General features: G+C 40.7%; 14 protein-coding genes and 1 tRNA gene. All 15 read right to left on the bottom strand.

The genetic code is table 11. From position 1 onward, the window contains the following. Positions 1 to 297: 297 nt before the first annotated feature. Positions 298 to 1,482 (bottom strand): elongation factor Tu, encoded by a 1,185-nt coding sequence (gene tuf, locus LT090_RS02025; protein ID WP_070795875.1) that lies wholly within the window; start codon positions 1,480 to 1,482, stop codon positions 298 to 300. Between the two features lie 74 nt (positions 1,483 to 1,556). After that, positions 1,557 to 3,659 carry an elongation factor G gene (gene fusA / locus LT090_RS02020; RefSeq protein WP_068546802.1) on the bottom strand — a complete coding sequence of 701 codons (2,103 nt, stop codon included), beginning with the start codon at positions 3,657 to 3,659 and terminating at the stop codon, positions 1,557 to 1,559. 76 nt (positions 3,660 to 3,735) lie between these two features. Beyond that, positions 3,736 to 4,209: a 30S ribosomal protein S7 gene (gene rpsG, locus LT090_RS02015; RefSeq protein ID WP_068546803.1), complete on the bottom strand. Its 474-nt coding sequence runs from the start codon at positions 4,207 to 4,209 to the stop codon at positions 3,736 to 3,738. An 82-nt stretch (positions 4,210 to 4,291) separates the two neighbouring features. Further along, positions 4,292 to 4,666 (bottom strand): 30S ribosomal protein S12, encoded by a 375-nt coding sequence (gene rpsL / locus LT090_RS02010; RefSeq protein ID WP_033078695.1) that lies wholly within the window; start codon positions 4,664 to 4,666, stop codon positions 4,292 to 4,294. A gap of 222 nt (positions 4,667 to 4,888) precedes the next feature. Next, the gene (rpoC, locus tag LT090_RS02005; protein WP_068546804.1) at positions 4,889 to 9,112 is read right to left on the bottom strand and encodes a DNA-directed RNA polymerase subunit beta'; all 4,224 of its coding nucleotides are present in this window, start codon (positions 9,110 to 9,112) and stop codon (positions 4,889 to 4,891) included. A gap of 76 nt (positions 9,113 to 9,188) precedes the next feature. Further along, a complete protein-coding gene (rpoB, locus tag LT090_RS02000) occupies positions 9,189 to 13,217 on the bottom strand; it encodes a DNA-directed RNA polymerase subunit beta (RefSeq protein WP_068546805.1) in 4,029 nt (1,342 codons plus the stop codon). Positions 13,218 to 13,472: 255 nt separating this feature from the next. Beyond that, positions 13,473 to 13,841 carry a 50S ribosomal protein L7/L12 gene (gene rplL / locus LT090_RS01995; RefSeq protein WP_068546806.1) on the bottom strand — a complete coding sequence of 123 codons (369 nt, stop codon included), beginning with the start codon at positions 13,839 to 13,841 and terminating at the stop codon, positions 13,473 to 13,475. A gap of 84 nt (positions 13,842 to 13,925) precedes the next feature. Further along, positions 13,926 to 14,420: a 50S ribosomal protein L10 gene (rplJ, locus tag LT090_RS01990; RefSeq protein WP_068546807.1), complete on the bottom strand. Its 495-nt coding sequence runs from the start codon at positions 14,418 to 14,420 to the stop codon at positions 13,926 to 13,928. A 334-nt stretch (positions 14,421 to 14,754) separates the two neighbouring features. Further along, a complete protein-coding gene (gene rplA, locus LT090_RS01985) occupies positions 14,755 to 15,453 on the bottom strand; it encodes a 50S ribosomal protein L1 (RefSeq protein WP_068546808.1) in 699 nt (232 codons plus the stop codon). Positions 15,454 to 15,457: 4 nt separating this feature from the next. Further along, on the bottom strand, positions 15,458 to 15,886 hold the full coding sequence (rplK, locus tag LT090_RS01980) for a 50S ribosomal protein L11 (protein ID WP_068546809.1): 429 nt from the start codon (positions 15,884 to 15,886) through the stop codon (positions 15,458 to 15,460). 178 nt (positions 15,887 to 16,064) lie between these two features. Next, positions 16,065 to 16,736 (bottom strand): sulfite exporter TauE/SafE family protein, encoded by a 672-nt coding sequence (locus LT090_RS01975; RefSeq protein ID WP_082897188.1) that lies wholly within the window; start codon positions 16,734 to 16,736, stop codon positions 16,065 to 16,067. A gap of 425 nt (positions 16,737 to 17,161) precedes the next feature. Continuing rightward, the gene (gene nusG, locus LT090_RS01970; protein WP_068546810.1) at positions 17,162 to 17,707 is read right to left on the bottom strand and encodes a transcription termination/antitermination protein NusG; all 546 of its coding nucleotides are present in this window, start codon (positions 17,705 to 17,707) and stop codon (positions 17,162 to 17,164) included. A 4-nt stretch (positions 17,708 to 17,711) separates the two neighbouring features. Further along, complete coding sequence (secE, locus tag LT090_RS01965; protein WP_068546811.1) at positions 17,712 to 18,092, bottom strand: preprotein translocase subunit SecE; 381 nt, start codon at positions 18,090 to 18,092, stop codon at positions 17,712 to 17,714. A 68-nt stretch (positions 18,093 to 18,160) separates the two neighbouring features. Next, positions 18,161 to 18,237: transfer RNA gene (locus tag LT090_RS01960), tRNA-Trp, on the bottom strand. A 188-nt stretch (positions 18,238 to 18,425) separates the two neighbouring features. Further along, entirely contained in the window at positions 18,426 to 20,270 is a 1,845-nt protein-coding gene (locus LT090_RS01955; RefSeq protein WP_157726638.1) for a hypothetical protein, read from the bottom strand. Positions 20,271 to 20,428: the final 158 nt, after the last annotated feature.

Raw genomic sequence — 20,428 nt, 5'->3', positions numbered from 1 at the left:
GTATCGCAGAGCGATACTGCAAATACTAAAAATTTATCCGGAATAAATTTACATTGCGTTAGCAACCCGAAGGGTGGCAGGCATGGACGCCTGACATGCAAAATAGTCCATTCGGACTATTTTCTTAACGTATTTGTCATCACGGAACACCGTGAAGCTGGTAGAACAGAAATAAAATTTTGTCAGGAACAAAATTTCACTGCAAAGCAACCCGCAGGGTGGAAGCCATGGATGGCGGACATAAAAAAGGCCGCTTTCGCGACCTTTCTTATTCAGCTTAGGCTGTATTCAAAGTTATTAGTCAATAACTTTTGATACTACGCCTGCGCCTACTGTTCTACCACCTTCACGGATAGCGAAACGTAAACCTTCGTCCATCGCGATTGGGTTGATTAGCTCAACAACAAACTTTAAGTTGTCGCCAGGCATTACCATTTCTACACCTTCAGGAAGCTCTACAGCACCTGTGATGTCAGTTGTACGGAAGTAAAACTGTGGACGGTAACCTTTGAAGAATGGAGTATGACGACCACCTTCATCTTTAGTTAGTACGTATACTTCTGATTCGAACTTAGTATGCGGGTTGATTGAACCAGGCTTACATAGTACTTGACCACGTTGTACGTCTTCACGCTTAGTACCACGTAAAAGAACACCACAGTTCTCACCAGCACGACCTTCGTCAAGAAGCTTACGGAACATTTCTACACCAGTACAAGTAGTAGTTGTAGTTTCTTTGATACCTACGATTTCTACTTCGTCACCAACTTTAACGATACCACGCTCAACACGACCAGTTACAACTGTACCACGACCTTGGATTGAGAATACATCTTCGATTGGAAGGATGAAATCACCATCGATTGCACGCTCTGGCTCTGGAATGTAAGTATCAAGTGCGTTAGCAAGTTCTACTACACGCTCTTCCCATTGTGCTTCACCGTTAAGTGCGCCTAATGCTGAACCTTGGATTACTGGTAAGTCATCACCTGGGAAATCGTATTCAGAAAGAAGTTCACGAACTTCCATTTCTACTAATTCTAATAACTCTTCGTCATCTACCATGTCACATTTGTTCATGAATACGATGATGAAAGGAACACCAACCTGACGAGAAAGTAGGATGTGCTCACGAGTTTGTGGCATAGGACCATCTGTAGCAGCAACTACTAAGATAGCGCCGTCCATTTGTGCAGCACCAGTGATCATGTTTTTAACGTAATCGGCGTGACCAGGACAGTCTACGTGTGCGTAGTGACGTGATTCTGTATCGTACTCGATGTGAGAAGTATTGATTGTAATACCACGCTCACGCTCTTCTGGTGCGTTATCGATTTGTGCGAAATCTTTAACTTCACCACCGTGAACTTTAGTTAATACAGCTGAGATAGCAGCCGTTAAAGTAGTTTTACCGTGATCGACGTGACCGATAGTACCAACGTTAACGTGCGGTTTCGAACGTTCAAATTTTTCTTTAGCCATTTTACATGTACCTTAAAGTTAGTGTTAGTTTGCTGGTGTGCAGCATCCTAGGATTTTAAAATTAGTTGCAGGTATTAAAAAATACCTTCACATATTGCTTCTGTTACATTTTTAGGAGCGTCACTATACTGCTTAAACTCCATTGAGTATGATGCACGGCCTTGGGTTGCACTACGTAAATCCGTAGCGTAACCAAACATTTCAGATAATGGCACTAAAGCTGTCACTATCTTTGAACCTGCAGGACCTTCATCCATACCCTCAATCATGCCGCGACGTCGGTTTAAATCACCAACAACGTCACCCATATTTTCTTCCGGTGTAGTTACTTCAACTTTCATCATTGGCTCTAGTAATACTGGATTAGCATTAAGCACACCATCTCTAAAGCCCATTGAAGCAGCTACCTTAAAAGCCATTTCATTTGAGTCAACATCATGGAATGAACCGTCATATAAAGTCGCTTTAATATCTAACAATGGAAAACCAGCTAAAACGCCGTTTTGCATTTGCTCTTCACAACCTTTCTCTACAGCGCCCCAGTACTCTTTTGGTACGGCACCGCCGACGATTTCACTTTCAAATTGGAATCCTTCACCTTCAGCAAGAGGTTCCAATTTAAGCCATACATGTCCATATTGACCACGCCCACCTGATTGGCGAACAAACTTACCTTCGACTTCCACAGATTTGCGAATAGTCTCACGGTAAGACACTTGTGGTTTACCAACATTACAGTCGACTTTAAACTCACGTTTCATACGATCAACAATGATATCTAAGTGTAGCTCACCCATACCAGAAATTATCGTTTGACCAGTTTCATCATCCGTTTCAACGCGAAACGATGGATCTTCCGCTGCAAGTTTACCTAAAGCAACACCCATTTTATCTTGGTCAGCTTTAGTTCTAGGTTCTACCGCGATAGAAATTACCGGTTCTGGAAATTCCATTCGTTCTAATGTGATCACATGCTTTGGATCACACAAAGTATCACCTGTTGTTACATCTTTCATACCGATCAACGCAGCGATATCGCCTGCGCGTACTTCTTTTATTTCGGCACGGTCATTAGCATGCATCTGAACAATGCGGCCAATTCTTTCTTTTTTCGCTTTAACTGCGTTGTATACCGCATCGCCAGAATTAACTAAACCGGAATAAACACGGATAAAAGTTAAAGTCCCTACAAACGGGTCAGTCGCAATTTTAAACGCTAGAGCAGCAAATGGTGCGTTGTCATCTGCTTCACGAGAACCTTCCGTTTCGTGCTTATCGTTGTTTATACCGGTTATCGCCTTTACTTCAGTAGGCGACGGTAAATATTCGACAACAGCGTCTAATACTGCTTGTACACCTTTGTTCTTAAATGCAGAACCACAGGTAACAAGTATAACCTCGTTACTTAGCGTTCGGGTGCGCAAGCCAGCTTTTATTTCTTCTTCAGATAAATCGCCTTCTTCAAGGTACTTATCCATTAATTCTTCAGAAGCTTCCGCTGCAGATTCAACTAAGTGCTCACGCCACTCTTCTGCTAAATCTTGCATATCACTTGGAATGTCTTCGTAATTAAACGTCATTCCGTGATCGGCTTCATTCCAGTTGATTGCCTTCATCTTAATAAGATCAACAACACCGGTAAAATCTTCTTCACTACCAATTGCTAACTGAATTGGCACAGGATTCGCGCCTAGGCGATCCTTCATTTGTTCAACAACACTTAGGAAATTGGCACCGGTTCGGTCCATTTTATTGACAAACACTAAGCGAGGAACTTCGTATTTTTCCATTTGACGCCAAACGGTTTCAGTTTGAGGCTGAACACCAGATGAACCACAAAGTACTAATACGGCACCATCGAGTACTCGTAACGATCGTTCAACTTCGATTGTAAAGTCTACGTGACCAGGCGTGTCGATGATATTGATACGGTGATCTTTGAACTGACCTTCCATACCTTTCCAGAAACAAGTAGTTGCAGCAGAAGTGATAGTGATACCACGCTCCTGTTCTTGTTCCATCCAATCCATGGTTGCAGCACCGTCATGTACTTCACCAATCCTATGAGAAAGACCAGTATAGAATAGCACACGTTCTGTTGTTGTCGTTTTACCAGCATCTACATGAGCACATATACCAATATTACGGTATAGCTCAATAGGAGTTGTACGAGCCACTTATATCATCCTCTTTCTAGGGTAAGCCCCAGACAATAGAAAATGGCTGGTCGCACAAGCGACCAGCCAATTTATTTTACCAACGGTAATGAGCGAATGCTTTGTTAGCTTCAGCCATTCTGTGAACGTCTTCACGTTTTTTCACAGCTGAACCTTTGTTATCAAATGCATCTAACATTTCGTTAGCTAGGCGTTGAGCCATTGATTTTTCACCACGTTTACGAGCAGCGTCAACTAACCAGCGCATTGCTAGCGCGTTACGACGTACTGGACGAACTTCAACTGGAACCTGGTAAGTAGAACCACCAACACGACGAGATTTAACCTCAACCTGTGGACGGATGTTCTCTAGAGCAATTTCAAATAACTCTAAATGTTCTTTATCAGTGTTCTTTTCAGTTAAGATGTCTAGTGCACCATAAACTATTTTTTCTGCTGTAGATTTCTTTCCATCAACCATTAAGATGTTGATGAATTTTGCTAAAAGTTCGTTTTTGAACTTCGGATCTGGCAAGATTTTTCTTTGTCCTACGACACGTCTTCTTGGCATTTTATGTACTCCGATTGTAATTTCAGGAATTTCCCAAAACAAAAGTTAATATAGGTTGTTTGGCCTTACTTGACGGAGTCCGTTAAGATTTAGGGCGCTTAGCACCGTACTTAGAACGGCCTTGTCTTCTGTCGTTAACACCAGAACAATCTAGTGCACCGCGAACGGTGTGGTAACGAACACCAGGTAAATCTTTTACACGACCACCGCGAATTAAAATTACGCTATGCTCTTGTAAGTTGTGACCTTCACCACCGATGTATGAAGTAACTTCGAAGCCGTTAGTTAAACGAACACGAGCTACTTTACGTAGTGCTGAGTTAGGTTTTTTCGGTGTAGTTGTATACACACGAGTACATACGCCACGACGTTGTGGGCAGGCTTGTAACGCTGGAACGTTACTTTTAGTTACCTGCTTAACACGTGGTTTACGTACTAATTGGTTAATAGTTGCCATTAATGGGCTCCTGATTAGTTATATATGTGCTCCATTACAGTTTTTTTCTGTAATTTATGCACGCTCTTAAACGTGAAAATCCGCGACCCTACTTATAGGGTCGCGGAATTTTATAGGTCAAGCGGCTAACTGTCAAGCTACAGAGCAAAGATCATTGATCTTTTTTGTACAGTTAGTGATCAACCATCATCGATCATTTTGATCAATGATGGTAAATCTTGCTTATTCGCCGTCTGTAGCTAGGTCGCCAAGGCCACCTAAAAGATCAGCGTTTAACGCATCTGTTAATGCTTGTTCTGCATCTTCAGCAGACACTGTTGTTTCTTCTTCTTCTTCAGCAGCAAGTGCTTTGTTCATGCGATTCTTATGATACGCATAACCAGTACCCGCAGGAATTAGTCGACCAACAATAACGTTCTCTTTCAAGCCACGTAAGTCATCTTTCTTACCTGCAACAGCAGCTTCAGTAAGAACTCGCGTAGTTTCCTGGAACGATGCAGCTGAGATAAACGATTCAGTTGCAAGTGAAGCTTTAGTGATACCTAACATTAATGTTTGGAATTCAGCAGGTTTCTTACCAGCAGCTTCAAGTTCACGGTTCGCTACTTTAACGCGCGCTACTTCAACTTGTTCACCAGCTAAGAAGTCACTGTCACCTGAACTCATGATTTCACACTTACGGATCATTTGACGAACAATAACCTCGATGTGCTTATCATTGATCTTAACACCTTGTAAACGATATACATCTTGTACTTCGTTAACAATGTAGTTAGCAACATGATCGATGCCACGTAGACGTAAAATGTCATGTGGCGATTCTGGACCATCGGCAATTACCTCACCTTGTAGTACAGATTCACCTTCGAACACGTTAAGCTGACGCCACTTAGGAATCATCTCTTCGTATACTTCACCACTTGGTTGAGTGATTTGTAAACGAACTTTACCTTTAGTCTCTTTACCGAAACCAATGATACCAGTCTTCTCAGCAAGAATTGCTGGCTCTTTCGGTTTACGCGCTTCAAATAAATCAGCAACACGTGGAAGACCACCGGTAATATCACGAGTCTTCGAAGACTCTTGAGGAATACGTGCTAACGCATCACCGATGTTCACTTCTGCACCATCTTCAAGGTTAACAATCGCTTTACCAGGTAAGAAGTATTGTGCTGGAATATCTGTACCAGCGATCATTACATCTTTACCTTTCTTGTCGACCAATTTCACCATTGGACGTAATTCTTTACCAGCAGTATTACGCTGCGCAGCATCGATAATTACGATAGATGATAGACCCGTAAGTTCATCAGTTTGACGTTCGATAGTTACCTGATCGATGATATCAACAAATTTGATCTTACCTGCTACTTCAGTGATGATTGGATGCGTATGCGGGTCCCAATTTGCAATTGTTTCACCAGCTTCGATTGCATCACCGTCTTTCTTACCTAATTCAGCACCGTAAGGAACTTTATAACGCTCTTTCTCACGACCTAACTCATCAATAACTGTAAGTTCTGATGAACGTGACGTGATAACTAGCTTATCTTCTGAACTAGTAACGAACTTAGCGTTTTGTAACTTCAATGTACCAGTATTTTTAACTTGTACTGAGTTTTCAGCAGAAGCTCGAGATGCTGCACCACCGATGTGGAACGTACGCATCGTTAACTGTGTACCTGGTTCACCGATTGATTGTGCTGCAACAACACCAACGGCTTCACCTTCGTTAATTAAGTGACCGCGTGCTAAGTCACGACCATAACACTGTGCACAAATACCAAAGTCTGTATCACAAGTAATGATTGAACGAACCCATACTTGGTCAACAGAGTGTTCTTCTAACGTGTCACACTTAGCTTCATCTAATAATGTGTTACGTGCGAATAATACGTCTTCTGTACCAGGGATTAGTACGTCATTACATACAACACGACCAAGAACTCGTTCGCGTAATGGTTCTACAACATCACCACCTTCGATTAGAGGTGTCATTAATAGACCTTCTTCTACGCCACAATCTTGTTCTGTAACAACCAAATCTTGTGCAACGTCAACTAGACGACGAGTTAAGTAACCCGAGTTAGCTGTTTTAAGTGCCGTATCGGCCAAACCTTTACGAGCACCGTGAGTAGAGATGAAGTACTGTAGTACGTTCAGACCTTCACGGAAGTTCGCTGTGATTGGTGTTTCGATGATTGAACCATCTGGTTTTGCCATCAAACCACGCATACCGGCTAACTGACGGATCTGAGCGGCACTACCACGAGCACCAGAGTCAGCCATCATGTAGATTGAGTTGAATGAGTCTTGCTCTTCCATCTCACCGTCACGGTTTAATACGTGTTCTTTCGATAAGTTGTCCATCATCGCTTTCGAAACTTTTTCGTTAGCAGAAGACCAAATATCGATAACTTTGTTGTATTTCTCACCAGCGGTAACAAGACCAGATTCAAACTGTTGTTGAATCTCAGTAACTTCTTCTTCAGCAGCTTCGATGATAGTGTACTTCTCATCAGGGATAACCATGTCATCGATACCTACAGATGCACCAGCGATCATCGCGTAGTGGAAACCTGTGTACATGATATGGTCAGCAAAAATAACAGTGTCTTTTAAACCAAGGTTACGATACGCATGGTTAATAAGATTTGAAATTTGCTTCTTACCTAATGGTTGGTTAATTAGTTCGTACGGAAGTCCTTTAGGACATACCTGCCATAAAAGTGCACGACCAACAGTTGTATCGATTAATGAAGTAACTTCTTCACCGTTTACAACTTGAGTAATACGAACTTTAACGCGAGCATGTAATTCAGCAGTTTCCGTGCGGTACGCTTTTTCAGCTTCTTTTTCAGAAGTGAATACCATACCTTCACCTTTACCGTTAACACGTTCACGCGTTAAGTAGTAAAGACCTAATACAACATCCTGTGAAGGAACGATGATTGGGTCACCGTTCGCTGGCGATAGCACGTTGTTAGTCGACATCATTAATGCGCGAGCTTCCATTTGTGCTTCAATCGTTAGCGGAACGTGTACAGCCATTTGGTCACCATCGAAATCGGCGTTGTATGCCGCACAAACGAGTGGATGTAAATGGATTGCTTTACCTTCGATAAGTACTGGTTCGAATGCTTGGATACCAAGTCTATGAAGTGTTGGTGCACGGTTAAGCATAACCGGGTGTTCACGGATTACTTCATCAAGTACATCCCAAACTTCACCACCTTCACGTTCTACAAGTTTCTTAGCAGCTTTAATCGTAGTCGCTAAACCACGTGCTTCTAATTTACCGTAGATGAATGGCTTAAATAACTCTAATGCCATCTTCTTAGGAAGACCACATTGGTGTAAACGAAGAGTTGGACCAACTGTAATTACAGAACGACCAGAGTAATCTACACGCTTACCAAGTAAGTTTTGACGGAAACGACCTTGTTTACCCTTGATCATATCAGCAAGAGATTTAAGAGGACGTTTGTTAGAACCTGTAATTGCGCGACCACGACGACCGTTATCTAAAAGAGCATCAACAGATTCTTGTAACATACGTTTTTCGTTACGTACGATGATATCTGGAGCAACTAAGTCTAGAAGACGTTTTAGACGGTTGTTACGGTTAATAACACGACGGTATAAATCATTCAGATCAGAAGTCGCAAAACGACCGCCATCTAGTGGTACTAGTGGACGAAGATCTGGTGGAAGGATCGGAAGAACCGACATAATCATCCACTCTGGCTTGTTACCAGACTGAGCGAATGCTTCCATCAATTTAAGACGCTTAGTGATTTTCTTACGCTTAGTTTCACTACCAATCTCAGGTAGTTCTTCACGCATTTGCTCAATTTCAGCGTTCAAGTCAATTTCTTTTAATAGGGCTAAAACAGCTTCAGCACCCATTTTCGCATCAAATTCATCACCGTGTTCTTCAAGAGAATCTAGGTACTCTTCTTCAGTTAAAATTTGGCTGCGTTCTAATGTCGTCATACCTGGTTCGGTAACAACATAAGATTCGAAATATAATACGCGTTCAATATCACGCAATGTCATATCAAGTAATAAACCGATACGAGATGGCAATGATTTTAAGAACCAGATGTGAGCAACTGGGCTAGCTAGTTCGATGTGTCCCATACGGTCACGACGAACTTTAGTTAGCGTTACTTCAACACCACATTTTTCACAAATTACACCACGATGCTTAAGGCGTTTGTACTTACCACATAAACATTCGTAATCTTTTACTGGGCCGAAAATACGGGCACAGAAAAGACCGTCACGTTCAGGTTTGAACGTACGGTAGTTGATGGTTTCTGGCTTCTTTACCTCACCAAAAGACCATGAACGGATCATGTCTGGTGACGCTAAACCAATTCGAATACCATCGAATTCTTCAGTTTGATTTTGTTGCTTAAGAAACTTAAGTAAATCTTTCACACTCTATCTCCTGTCGGAGTTAACATCTAGGGAGAGCCGAAGCCCTCCCGACTTTCTGATTAATCAGCTATACAGGTTATTCCTGATCCAGTTCGATATTGATACCTAACGAACGGATTTCTTTCAACAATACGTTGAACGATTCAGGCATACCAGGTTCCATACGATGATCACCGTCAACAAGGTTTTTGTACATCTTAGTACGACCGTTAACGTCATCGGATTTAACCGTAAGCATTTCTTGTAGGGTATATGCAGCACCGTATGCTTCAAGTGCCCATACTTCCATCTCACCGAAACGCTGACCACCGAACTGAGCTTTACCGCCAAGTGGTTGCTGTGTAACAAGTGAGTAAGAACCTGTTGAACGCGCATGCATCTTGTCATCAACTAAGTGATTCAGTTTCAGCATGTACATATAACCAACGGTTACAGGACGCTCAAATGCACGACCAGTACGGCCATCATATAGAGTGAACTGACCGCTTTCTGGCATCTCTGCCAAACGGAATAGCTCTTTGATTTCTTTCTCTGCAGCGCCATCAAACGCAGGAGTCGCGATTGGTAAACCAGCACGCAAGTTATCCGCTAAGCGATTAACTTCGTCATCAGAGAAACTATCGATGTCTACCTCTTGACGAGATTCACCAACTGCGTATACATCTTTCAAGAAAGTACGAAGTTTCGCAATTTCTTGTTGCTCTTTCATCATGCGGTCGATTTTTTCACCGATACCACGAGCAGCCATACCCATATGTGTTTCAAGGATCTGACCGATGTTCATACGAGATGGTACACCTAGTGGGTTAAGCACGATATCTACCGGCTCACCATTGTCGTCATAAGGCATATCTTCAACTGGAACAACGTTTGAGATAACACCTTTGTTACCGTGACGACCAGCCATTTTATCACCTGGTTGTAGGCGACGTTTAACAGCAAGGTAAACTTTAACAATTTTCAGAACGCCAGGTTGTAAGTCATCACCTTGAGTGATCTTACGACGCTTAACTTCATACTTCTTGTCGAAATCAGCTCTAATTGCATCGTATTGCTCTGCAATTTGTTCTAATTCAGTTTGTTGACCTTCGTCAGATAAACTTTGTGTTAACCATTGGTCGCGAGACATACCGTTAAGGTCTGACTCATTTAAACCAGCAGATAATAAAAGTTTCTTCGCACGAGCATATATACCATCTTCTAAAATGCTGAATTCATCGCCAAGATCTTTCTTAACTTCACTCAATTGCATTTCTTCAATTTCTAATGCACGGGCATCTTTCTCTACACCGTCACGGGTAAAGACTTGTACGTCGATGATCGTACCAGACACTGAGTTTGGTACACGTAGCGAGCTGTCTTTAACGTCAGCAGCTTTCTCACCGAAAATCGCACGTAATAGTTTTTCTTCAGGCGTTAACTGCGTTTCACCTTTAGGCGTTACTTTACCTACTAAGATGTCACCACCGTTAACTTCTGCACCGATGTAAACAACGCCAGATTCATCTAGCTTGCTAAGTGCAGATTCACCAACGTTTGGAATATCTGAAGTAATTTCTTCAGAACCTAACTTGGTGTCGCGAGCGATACATGATAATTCCTGAATATGAATAGTAGTGAAACGATCTTCTTTCGTTACACGTTCAGAAATCAACATTGAATCCTCGAAGTTATAACCATTCCAAGGCATGAATGCGATACGCATGTTTTGACCAAGAGCCAACTCACCTAAATCGGTAGAAGGACCATCGGCTAACACGTCACCACGTTGCACTGGTTCGCCAACATTACAAGTTGGACGTTGGTTAATACAAGTATTCTGGTTAGAACGAGTGTATTTAGTTAAATTGTAAATATCGATACCAGCTTCACCGGCAGTCATTTCGTTTTCGTTAACACGAACAACGATACGAGACGCATCTACATAATCAACTACACCACCACGTTTAGCTACGGCTGTTACACCAGAGTCTACCGCGATAGTTTTTTCCATACCTGTACCAACTAAAGGCTTATCAGCGATTAACGTTGGAACTGCTTGACGTTGCATGTTCGCACCCATCAAGGCACGGTTAGCATCATCATGCTCTAGGAATGGAATTAATGATGCTGCCACAGAGATGATTTGCTGTGGAGAAACATCCATATACTGAACTTGTTCAGCTGACATAAGTGTAAATTCATTCTTATGACGACAAGGAACAAGACCTTCAACTAATTTACCAGCTGTATCTAAATCAGCATTCGCCTGTGCGATAACAAAGTTACCTTCTTCGATTGCTGATAAGTAATCAATCTCTTCAGTAACTAAACCGTCAACAACTTTACGGTAAGGAGTTTCCAAGAAACCGTAGTCGTTTGTACGTGCGTAACATGATAAAGAGTTGATCAAACCGATGTTTGGACCTTCCGGTGTTTCGATTGGACATACTCGACCGTAGTGAGTTGGATGTACATCTCGAACCTCGAAACCAGCACGTTCACGAGTTAAACCGCCCGGGCCTAATGCAGAAATACGACGTTTGTGCGTCACTTCTGATAACGGGTTGTTCTGATCCATGAATTGCGAAAGTTGTGAAGAACCAAAGAATTCTTTAACCGCTGCAGAGATAGGCTTAGCATTGATTAAATCTTGTGGCATTACTGCATCAAGATCACCAAGTGATAAACGTTCACGAACAGCACGTTCTACACGAACTAAACCAACACGGAATTGGTTTTCTGCCATTTCACCTACAGAACGGATACGACGGTTACCTAAGTGGTCGATATCGTCCACTTCACCTTTACCGTCGCGAATATCGATCAATGTTTTCATTACCGAGATAATGTCATCGTTCGATAAGATGCCTGAGCCAGTGCTTTCTGAGCGACCAACACGGCGATTGAATTTCATGCGACCAACACTTGATAAGTCATAACGTTCATCAGAGAAAAACAAGTTATCAAATAACGCTTCTGCAGCGTCTTTTGTTGGTGGCTCACCAGGACGCATCATACGATAAATTTCAACTAGCGCTTCTAAACGGTTAGTTGAACTATCAACACGTAAGGTGTCTGACATGTATGAACCACAATCGAATTCATTCATGTATAAAGTTTCAAGTGACTTGTAACCAGCTTCGGTAAGTTCAGCTAAAAGTTCTAAGGTGATTTCAGCATTCGCTTCACCTACAACTTCACCAGTTTCTTTACTGATGTAATCTTTCGCTAGAACACGACCAATGATGTAGTCTGCTGGTACGTCTAATTTATCAATGCCATCTTTAGTAAGTGCACGGATATGACGAGCAGTAATACGACGACCTTGCTCAACTAATACGTCACCTTTTGGTAATTTAATATCAAACGTTGCAGTTTCACCGCGCAAACGTTCAGGAACAAGTTCCATAACTAACTTGCTTTTCTTGATATCAAATCGAGTAGTCTCGTAGAACATTTCTAAGATTTGTTCTGTGGTATATTCAAGAGCACGTAAAATGATTGACGCTGGTAATTTACGGCGACGGTCAATACGAACAAATAAATTATCTTTCGGATCAAACTCAAAGTCTAACCATGAACCACGGTAAGGGATAACACGTGCGTTGTATAACACTTTACCCGAAGAGTGAGTTTTACCTTTATCGTGATCGAAGAACACGCCAGGGGAACGGTGTAATTGTGAAACAATAACACGCTCAGTACCGTTGATAACAAAGGTTCCATTTTCCGTCATCAATGGGATTTCGCCCATGTAAACTTCTTGTTCTTTAATATCTTTAACGGTGCCTGCTGCTGCTTCTTTATCGTAAATTACCATACGCAATTTAACGCGCAATGCGGCAGAGTATGTTACACCACGGATTTGACATTCTTTAACATCAAATAGTGGCTCACCTAAACGGTAGCTAACATATTGTAATTCTGAATTACCAGAATAACTTTTAATTGGAAATACGCTACGGAAAGCGGCTTCAAGGCCTACTGCACCCGTTGCATCGATATCAATAAACTTGCGGAAAGATTCGAGTTGGATAGACAACAGGAATGGATAATCCATTACCTGAACGCTCTTACCAAAATCCTTTCGAATACGCTTCTTCTCAGAATAAGAGTAAACCATGGGTTCCTCATCTTGCTGGTTATGGCCAAATCTGACTATGAATAGTCAGGAATAAAACTAAATAAAACCTAAAATTACACAGAAATCCCATGTTAACTTTAAGTTAATACTTAATAATGCACTGTTTTTGTTCAAAAAAAAACAATTAAAACACAATAATAAAAAACACTGTGTCTTTTAGCGCAAAAAGGCCGGTGACAAATTGTCACCAGCCATTGCCTATATTACTAGGCAGCTAATCTGTCAAAAAACAGATTACTTGATCTCAACCGTAGCACCGGCTTCTTCAAGAGATGCTTTAAGAGCTTCAGCTTCTGCTTTGTCAACGCCTTCTTTAAGAGCTTTTGGAGCAGCTTCAACTAACTCTTTAGCTTCTTTAAGACCTAGACCAGTTGCACCACGAACTGCTTTGATTACAGCAACTTTCTTCTCACCGAAAGAAGTAAGTACTACGTCAAACTCAGTTTGTTCAGCAGCGGCAGCACCAGCGTCACCACCAGCAACAGCAACAGCTGCAGCAGCAGAAACACCGAATTTTTCTTCCATTGCTTCGATTAGTTCAACTACATCCATTACAGACATTTCTGCAATAGCGTTTAAGATATCATCTTTAGAGATAGACATGTTCATCTTTCCTATTTGGGTAAACAGCACTTTTCAAAATAAGGCCGTTTAATATAACTATATAAATACAAGCTAACAGCGTAATTAAGCTGCTTCTTGCTCTTTCTGATCGCGAATTGCAGCAATAGTGCGGGCAAGTTTGCCTGCAGATGCTTCTTTCATAGCGCTCATTAAACGTGCAATTGCTTCGTCGTAAGTTGGAAGTTTCGCTAATACCGAAACATCTACTACGTCGCCTTCAAATGCTGCTGCTTTTAATTCTAGATTGTCGTTTTCTTTAGCGAAATCCGAGAATAAACGTGCCGCTGCACCTGGGTGTTCGTTAGAGAATGCAATTAATGAAGGACCAACTAATGTATCTTTGATACATTCGAAAGGTGTACCTTCTACAGCGCGACGTGCTAACGTGTTACGAACAACTTTCATCCATACACCGTTTTCACGAGCTTGCGCACGTAAAGTAGTAATTGCATCAACTGTAACACCGCGTGAATCTGCGATTACAACTGATTGAGCGCCAGCAGCCGCTTCTTGAACTTCAGCAACAATTGCTTTTTTATCATCAAGATTGATAGCCATTGGCTTTAACTCCTGGTTTACCGGGTAATCCCGATATTTAAAACTCCTAAGCAACTAATTAATTAGCGACTTAGGCCATTACGGCGAGAGCCAGAAATTTAAGGAAATATCTGGGTAACACCATCTACGTAGGAAATTAAGTGGTTATCACCACACTCATAAAGTGCTTTAGGTTTTAACGACACCTACGGTCTTGGACGGGAGCTTGGTTTAGTTAACAAATCAACTTCTATCTTTTTAAAAAGAAAAAGGACTATTAAAATTGTAACCAAGCACCTACCAAATTTTAAGAGGCGAAATTATAGTCTAATCACCGCCTCTTGTAAACGCATTATTAAGCTTCAGTCAATGAACCTTGAGCAACGGCTACGCCAGCGCCCATAGTTGATGAGATGCTAATTTTCTTGATGTATGCGCCTTTTGCTTGAGCTGGCTTAGCTTTCTTAAGAGCAGCCAATAAAGCAACAAGGTTTTCTTCAAGGTGTGCGTTTTCAAAGTCTACCTTACCGATAGTAGAATGGATGATACCATTCTTGTCATTACGGTAACGGATCTGACCAGCTTTTGCGTTTTTAACAGCAGTAGCTACGTCTGGAGTTACAGTACCAACTTTCGGGTTAGGCATTAAACCACGTGGGCCTAATACTTGACCTAGTTGACCTACAACACGCATTGCGTCTGGAGTAGCGATTACAACGTCAAAGTTCATTTCGCCAGCCTTAACTTGTTCAGCTAAGTCTTCCATACCGATAACGTCAGCACCAGCTTCTTGAGCCTTCTCAACGTTTGCGCCTTGTGTAAATACTGCAACGCGTACGTCACGACCAGTACCGTTTGGTAATACTGTTGCGCCACGAACGTTTTGGTCAGATTTACGTGCATCGATGCCTAATTTAATAGCAACATCTACACTTTCTCTAAAGTTAGCAGTAGCTAACTCTTTCAATAAAGCGATTGCTTCATTGATTTCGTATTCTTTTAATACGTCTACTTTTTCACGGATTAGACGAGCGCGTTTTGATAATTTAGCCATTGAATTAGTCCTCTACCACTAAACCCATTGCACGAGCTGAGCCGGCAATAGTACGCACTGCAGCTTCCATAGAGCCAGCAGTTAGATCTGGTTCTTTAGTCTTAACAATCTCTTCAAGTTGAGCTGTAGTTACAGTACCAACTTTTTCAGTGTTAGGACGGCCTGAACCGCTTTTGATACCAGCAGCTTTCTTAAGTAAGTAAGATGCAGGTGGAGTTTTAGTTTCAAACGTGAATGAACGATCGTTGTATACAGTAATTACTACTGGAACTGGAGCGCCTTTCTCAAGAGAATCTGTTTTTGCGTTGAACGCTTTACAGAATTCCATGATGTTTACACCGTGCTGACCTAGTGCAGGACCAACTGGTGGTGACGGGTTAGCTGCACCAGCAGCAACCTGTAGCTTGATTAAAGCTTGGACTTTCTTAGCCATGGTTTAATACCTTTAATATGGGTTCAAACGCTGTTCATTAAACAGCTCCCCGTTAACAAAAAAACGATTTTACTCGCGAGACGGGCAAAATCGGAAGCGGATTATATATTAAGTTCACATCAACATGCAATAAAAAATAGGCACTTTGTTTAAAAAAAGTACGGGAATGGAAAAGACTCTAAAAAATGCCTAGTAGACCTACTAAAAGTATCCAGCTGCCTAAGAACAATTTTAATTTTTGAGGACCAAGCCAAAGGGCAATGTAACGCGCTAATAATGCGCCAATAATAGCGCCAGGCGCAGCAAATAATAGGACGTTGATATTGATTAGCGATTCATTAATAAAATATGCAATACCGCTCATCACTGATAGTGCCGAGACTATGACTCCAGCAGCTACAGAAAACATCACCGAAAAGCCTCTTAACAATAAAACCACTGCTAAAATTTCGCCAACGCCGACCGAGATCCATCCGGTAATAATACCGCCGATAAAACTAACAACCGCAATAAGCAATATTTCTGATTTACTTAGCTGTGTAACTCCTCTGTGAGTGGAACGTTTACCTAAATAGACGCAATGATAGATGACAATTAGTCCAAAGATAAACGAAAACACACTAAATATAAGGTGGATAGACGCGATAGGGACAATTGGTAAATACTGAACCAGCAATATACCTAAAATAGAAAACGGGAGACTACAAACCAGAGTTTGATAAAGCAGGTTTACCCGCTCAATCTTTTGTTCGTTGTCACCATTGAAAAACATAAGCCAAGAAAGGCTACCAACGAACATACCAAAGCATTGAATCGCGAAACTGGTCGCAATAACTGCATCTATCTGCATCTATCTGCATTCCCAATGCATCAAATGAGGGGACAAATACAACCCCTCCTCCTGCACCTGTCGAATTAGCCGCAATAGCTCCTGCAATTCCCAAAAAGAAAAAACCGACATAATCGGAGATTAATTCAATTGGATTAGGTTGCATAAATATGGCGATACTAAATATTAGTAAAAGCGTAAATACCACCAAAAGGATTGGCAAACGTCGCAGCGTTTTAATGTCTAGTATATTGAATTCCATGAAAACTTTATTTGTACCCCTATCGTAAGTTCTATTTACAAATGATTCTGATACTTTTTAACATGAGAATTTTAGCTTATCGTATATCAAAAAAGAGCTGATTAAAAACTGTTTTCTGCTGTTGCTTAAAACAAAAAAACCAGAGCAAAGCTCTGGTTTTTATAGTGAATTGACAGTAAAAGCGTTAGCCTTTTTCAACCTGTGCAAATTCTAATTCAACAGGTGTTGAACGACCGAAGATAGATACCGACACTTTAATACGGCTCTTCTCGTAATCCAGTTCTTCAACCACACCGTTAAAGTCAGCAAATGGACCATCGGTAACACGAACAACTTCGCCTGGTTCAAACAATGTTTTCGGTCTAGGTTGATCAACTGAATCTTCTAGACGTTGTAAGATGCGATCCGCTTCTTTTTGTGAAATAGGTGCTGGACGATCCGAAGTTCCACCAATAAAACCTAATACACGAGGAACACTTTTCACTAAATGCCATGCTTCAACATCCATCGCCATTTCGACTAAAACATAGCCAGGGAAGAATTTACGAGCACTTTTGCGCTTTTGACCGGCACGCATTTCAACAACTTCTTCGGTAGGAACTAAAATCTGACCGAACTTATCTTCTAAGCCGTGAATTTGGATGTGCTCTAAAAGTGTTTTTTGTACACGTGCTTCATAACCAGAAAACGCTTGTACAACATACCATCTTAACTTGATATCTTCAGACATATATTTAAACCCGTAAAGAAGTAACGAAACTTACAATTTCATACAATACACTATCAAGACCCCAAAGGATCAAAGACATTATTAAAGTAGCAACAATAACTATACCAGTTGTTTGAACTGCTTCCTGTCTTGTTGGCCATACAACTTTGCGAACTTCAGTACGAGATTCTTTTGCAAACGTTAATCCGTTGCGGCCTTTTTCTGTTTGCAGTGCAATTAAGCCAGCAACAATAACTGCTGCTACAACACCAAGAGCACGGAAAAGAGCAGACTCTTCACCATAATAATAATTACCAAAAACGGCGCCGCCTAAAAGCAGAAATACTAAAATCCACTTCACTGTATCTAAAGAACCACCTGTCGGAGTTTCTGTACTTGCATTCATAACTACTGACCTATTTCCTGTCATATTCAAGACAAAACCACCTCGCACTAAACGAGGTTTAAATAATTTGGCAGGGGTGGAGAGACTCGAACTCCCAACCGTCGGTTTTGGAGACCGCCGTTCTACCAATTGGAACTACACCCCTAAATTTTACTTACACTTGTCATGTGATTCTTGAATTTTTGTTTGGGAAAATTAAGATTACATAAGAAGTGAAGCGCTATTATACGTTCTAAACTAAATTACTCAAGGATTTATTAGCCGATAAATCGATGAATTTATAATTTATATAGAATTTATTTGGATAAAACTAAATAGGACAATTATTTACCGCTAATGTAAATCCGTAGGATTTTCACAAGCAAACTCTACAATAAAATCGGGTTTGCTTGGATACAACAGAGGAAAACGTTGCATGAGGTAATCAAATGCTTGTTCATAATTTTCTTCATACCTTGCCATAATATTAATATGCTCTTCATTAACATCTGAATTAGCAATTAATAATTCAAGTAGCTGTAATGACTTTTCGTTAAGAGAGAACTCTGAAGCTTCTCTGTCTCTATATTGTCTAATGTTTTGTAAGAATAAAGCTAGCGGATCTGGACTTAACTCGTCACGTTTAAAAGGAAAACTTTGATTAATTAACTCCACCGCAAAGTCTATCCCGTCATGTCGTAGTTGCAAAAAATTGAATATCAAGCTTCGACCATCTTCGGTATAAGGGGCTAAATTTTGACTGTATTTATTCAACATTTTCTTTTGCTCTAATTTATCATTCGTCGCCGAAAACATAAACCAGATAAAGTCGGGATCTTTATTGAACAATTCATGTTCTTCGAGTTGTTGATAATACTCGTTTTTAATATCCTCAGGTACATACATATATAGGCTCAAGTAGGTATAGGGTCTTATATCTTTCGGCGCAGCCTTAATCTTGGTTTTTAAACTCATTAATTCGTCTTCGGTAAACAAAGTTTTACGTTTATATACATCTTTATAAGACAACTCTAATAGAGCGCTTGCATGGGCTACTTTATATTCTATCTCATCAAAACGACAGGTTAACTGGTAGCTCGATTGCCAAATCGTTCCTAAGGCGTTTTGCTTAGTTAACCTCTTAGTTGGGGTTTTATTGGAGGCTTGCAATTCCTGACCGCTAAGCTCACAAACCTGCGTTGCAGTCGTGTCACTGTTTAGCAAAGGATTATCCGATTCAAATTGTTCAAATTCAGCTATTATTGATGGGCTAGGTAAGTTTTCCGTATCATTGATAGCAAATATATCGTCGCCAACAAATAAGTTATGAGCTGCTGCTATTCTGCTAAATTTATTTTGATAGCTTTCCACTAAATTCTGATCTTCTAAATAAATAGGAAAATATGGCTGAAAAGCTTTCATGATAAATTCAAACTGGGCTTTTTTTAAAATCATCAAAAAAGACTTCATTTCTCTAAACCGAATTTGAACGAAAAGGTTGCGCTCGACTAACGGATAACTGTTAAAATTTTCCAGAGCAAGGTCAGCGAAGTAAAAGTCTTCCTCAAACGCTGCTTGCATAAATGCTTTAAACCATAAATCAATTGCAATATTCGCGCTTTCATTAGCAAGTCTTTCCACTTCCTCAAAATAGGCTTGTTGATATCCAACATCGTCTCGCTCTAACGCTACCGAGGTCAAAGTTCGTTTAAAGTTAACTCTGCTGTATCTGGCTCGCTTAACATCAATAGTATATTTTTGTTTTTCAATTTCTGATATTAAATCGATATTTTCCGATCGCTCAAAGTTTACGTTAGCGACTGCACGAAACCATTGCCTTGCTAGCTCCAGATCATACTTGTAGGACAATGCAGAAAATATTTCATAACGCTCATACCCTTGTAGTAACAAATTAGTCGCGAACAACTTAATAAAGCTGTGTTTATTAGATCTAATATTTGCCAATGCAAAGTCATATTTAGGGCAAATCATCGCCGCTGTTTCGGATTCTTCAGAAAACTTAACTTCGTCGATTAGAGTAGTCTTGCTCTTAAATTCTTTTTGTTTTGAAGGCAATGTTTGTGTCGATGTAGTATTTTCATCATTATTTTTTATAGTGTTAGGCTGCGAGTCTGACCTCGAGAGAAAATACCACGCTAATGCGCTAAGTAGGCCAACAATTAAAATTTTTTTGTACATTTCTATCCATGAAATTAGCGGTTGAAAACCAATCATATGATTGTTCTCTATCGAAGTAAACAGCTCTAAAAAACAATGCTAATGACGATTTTTCAATTTTACGTTCTATAAATATGATGTCACAACTTATACTTTCATATATATATGATTAATAGTAG

The sequence above is a fragment of the Thalassotalea crassostreae genome (genome assembly GCF_001831495.1).
GTDB classification, from domain to species: domain Bacteria; phylum Pseudomonadota; class Gammaproteobacteria; order Enterobacterales; family Alteromonadaceae; genus Thalassotalea_A; species Thalassotalea_A crassostreae.
The sequence above is the reverse complement of the archived record's forward strand: the minus strand, read 5'-3'. Positions and strand labels throughout refer to the sequence as shown.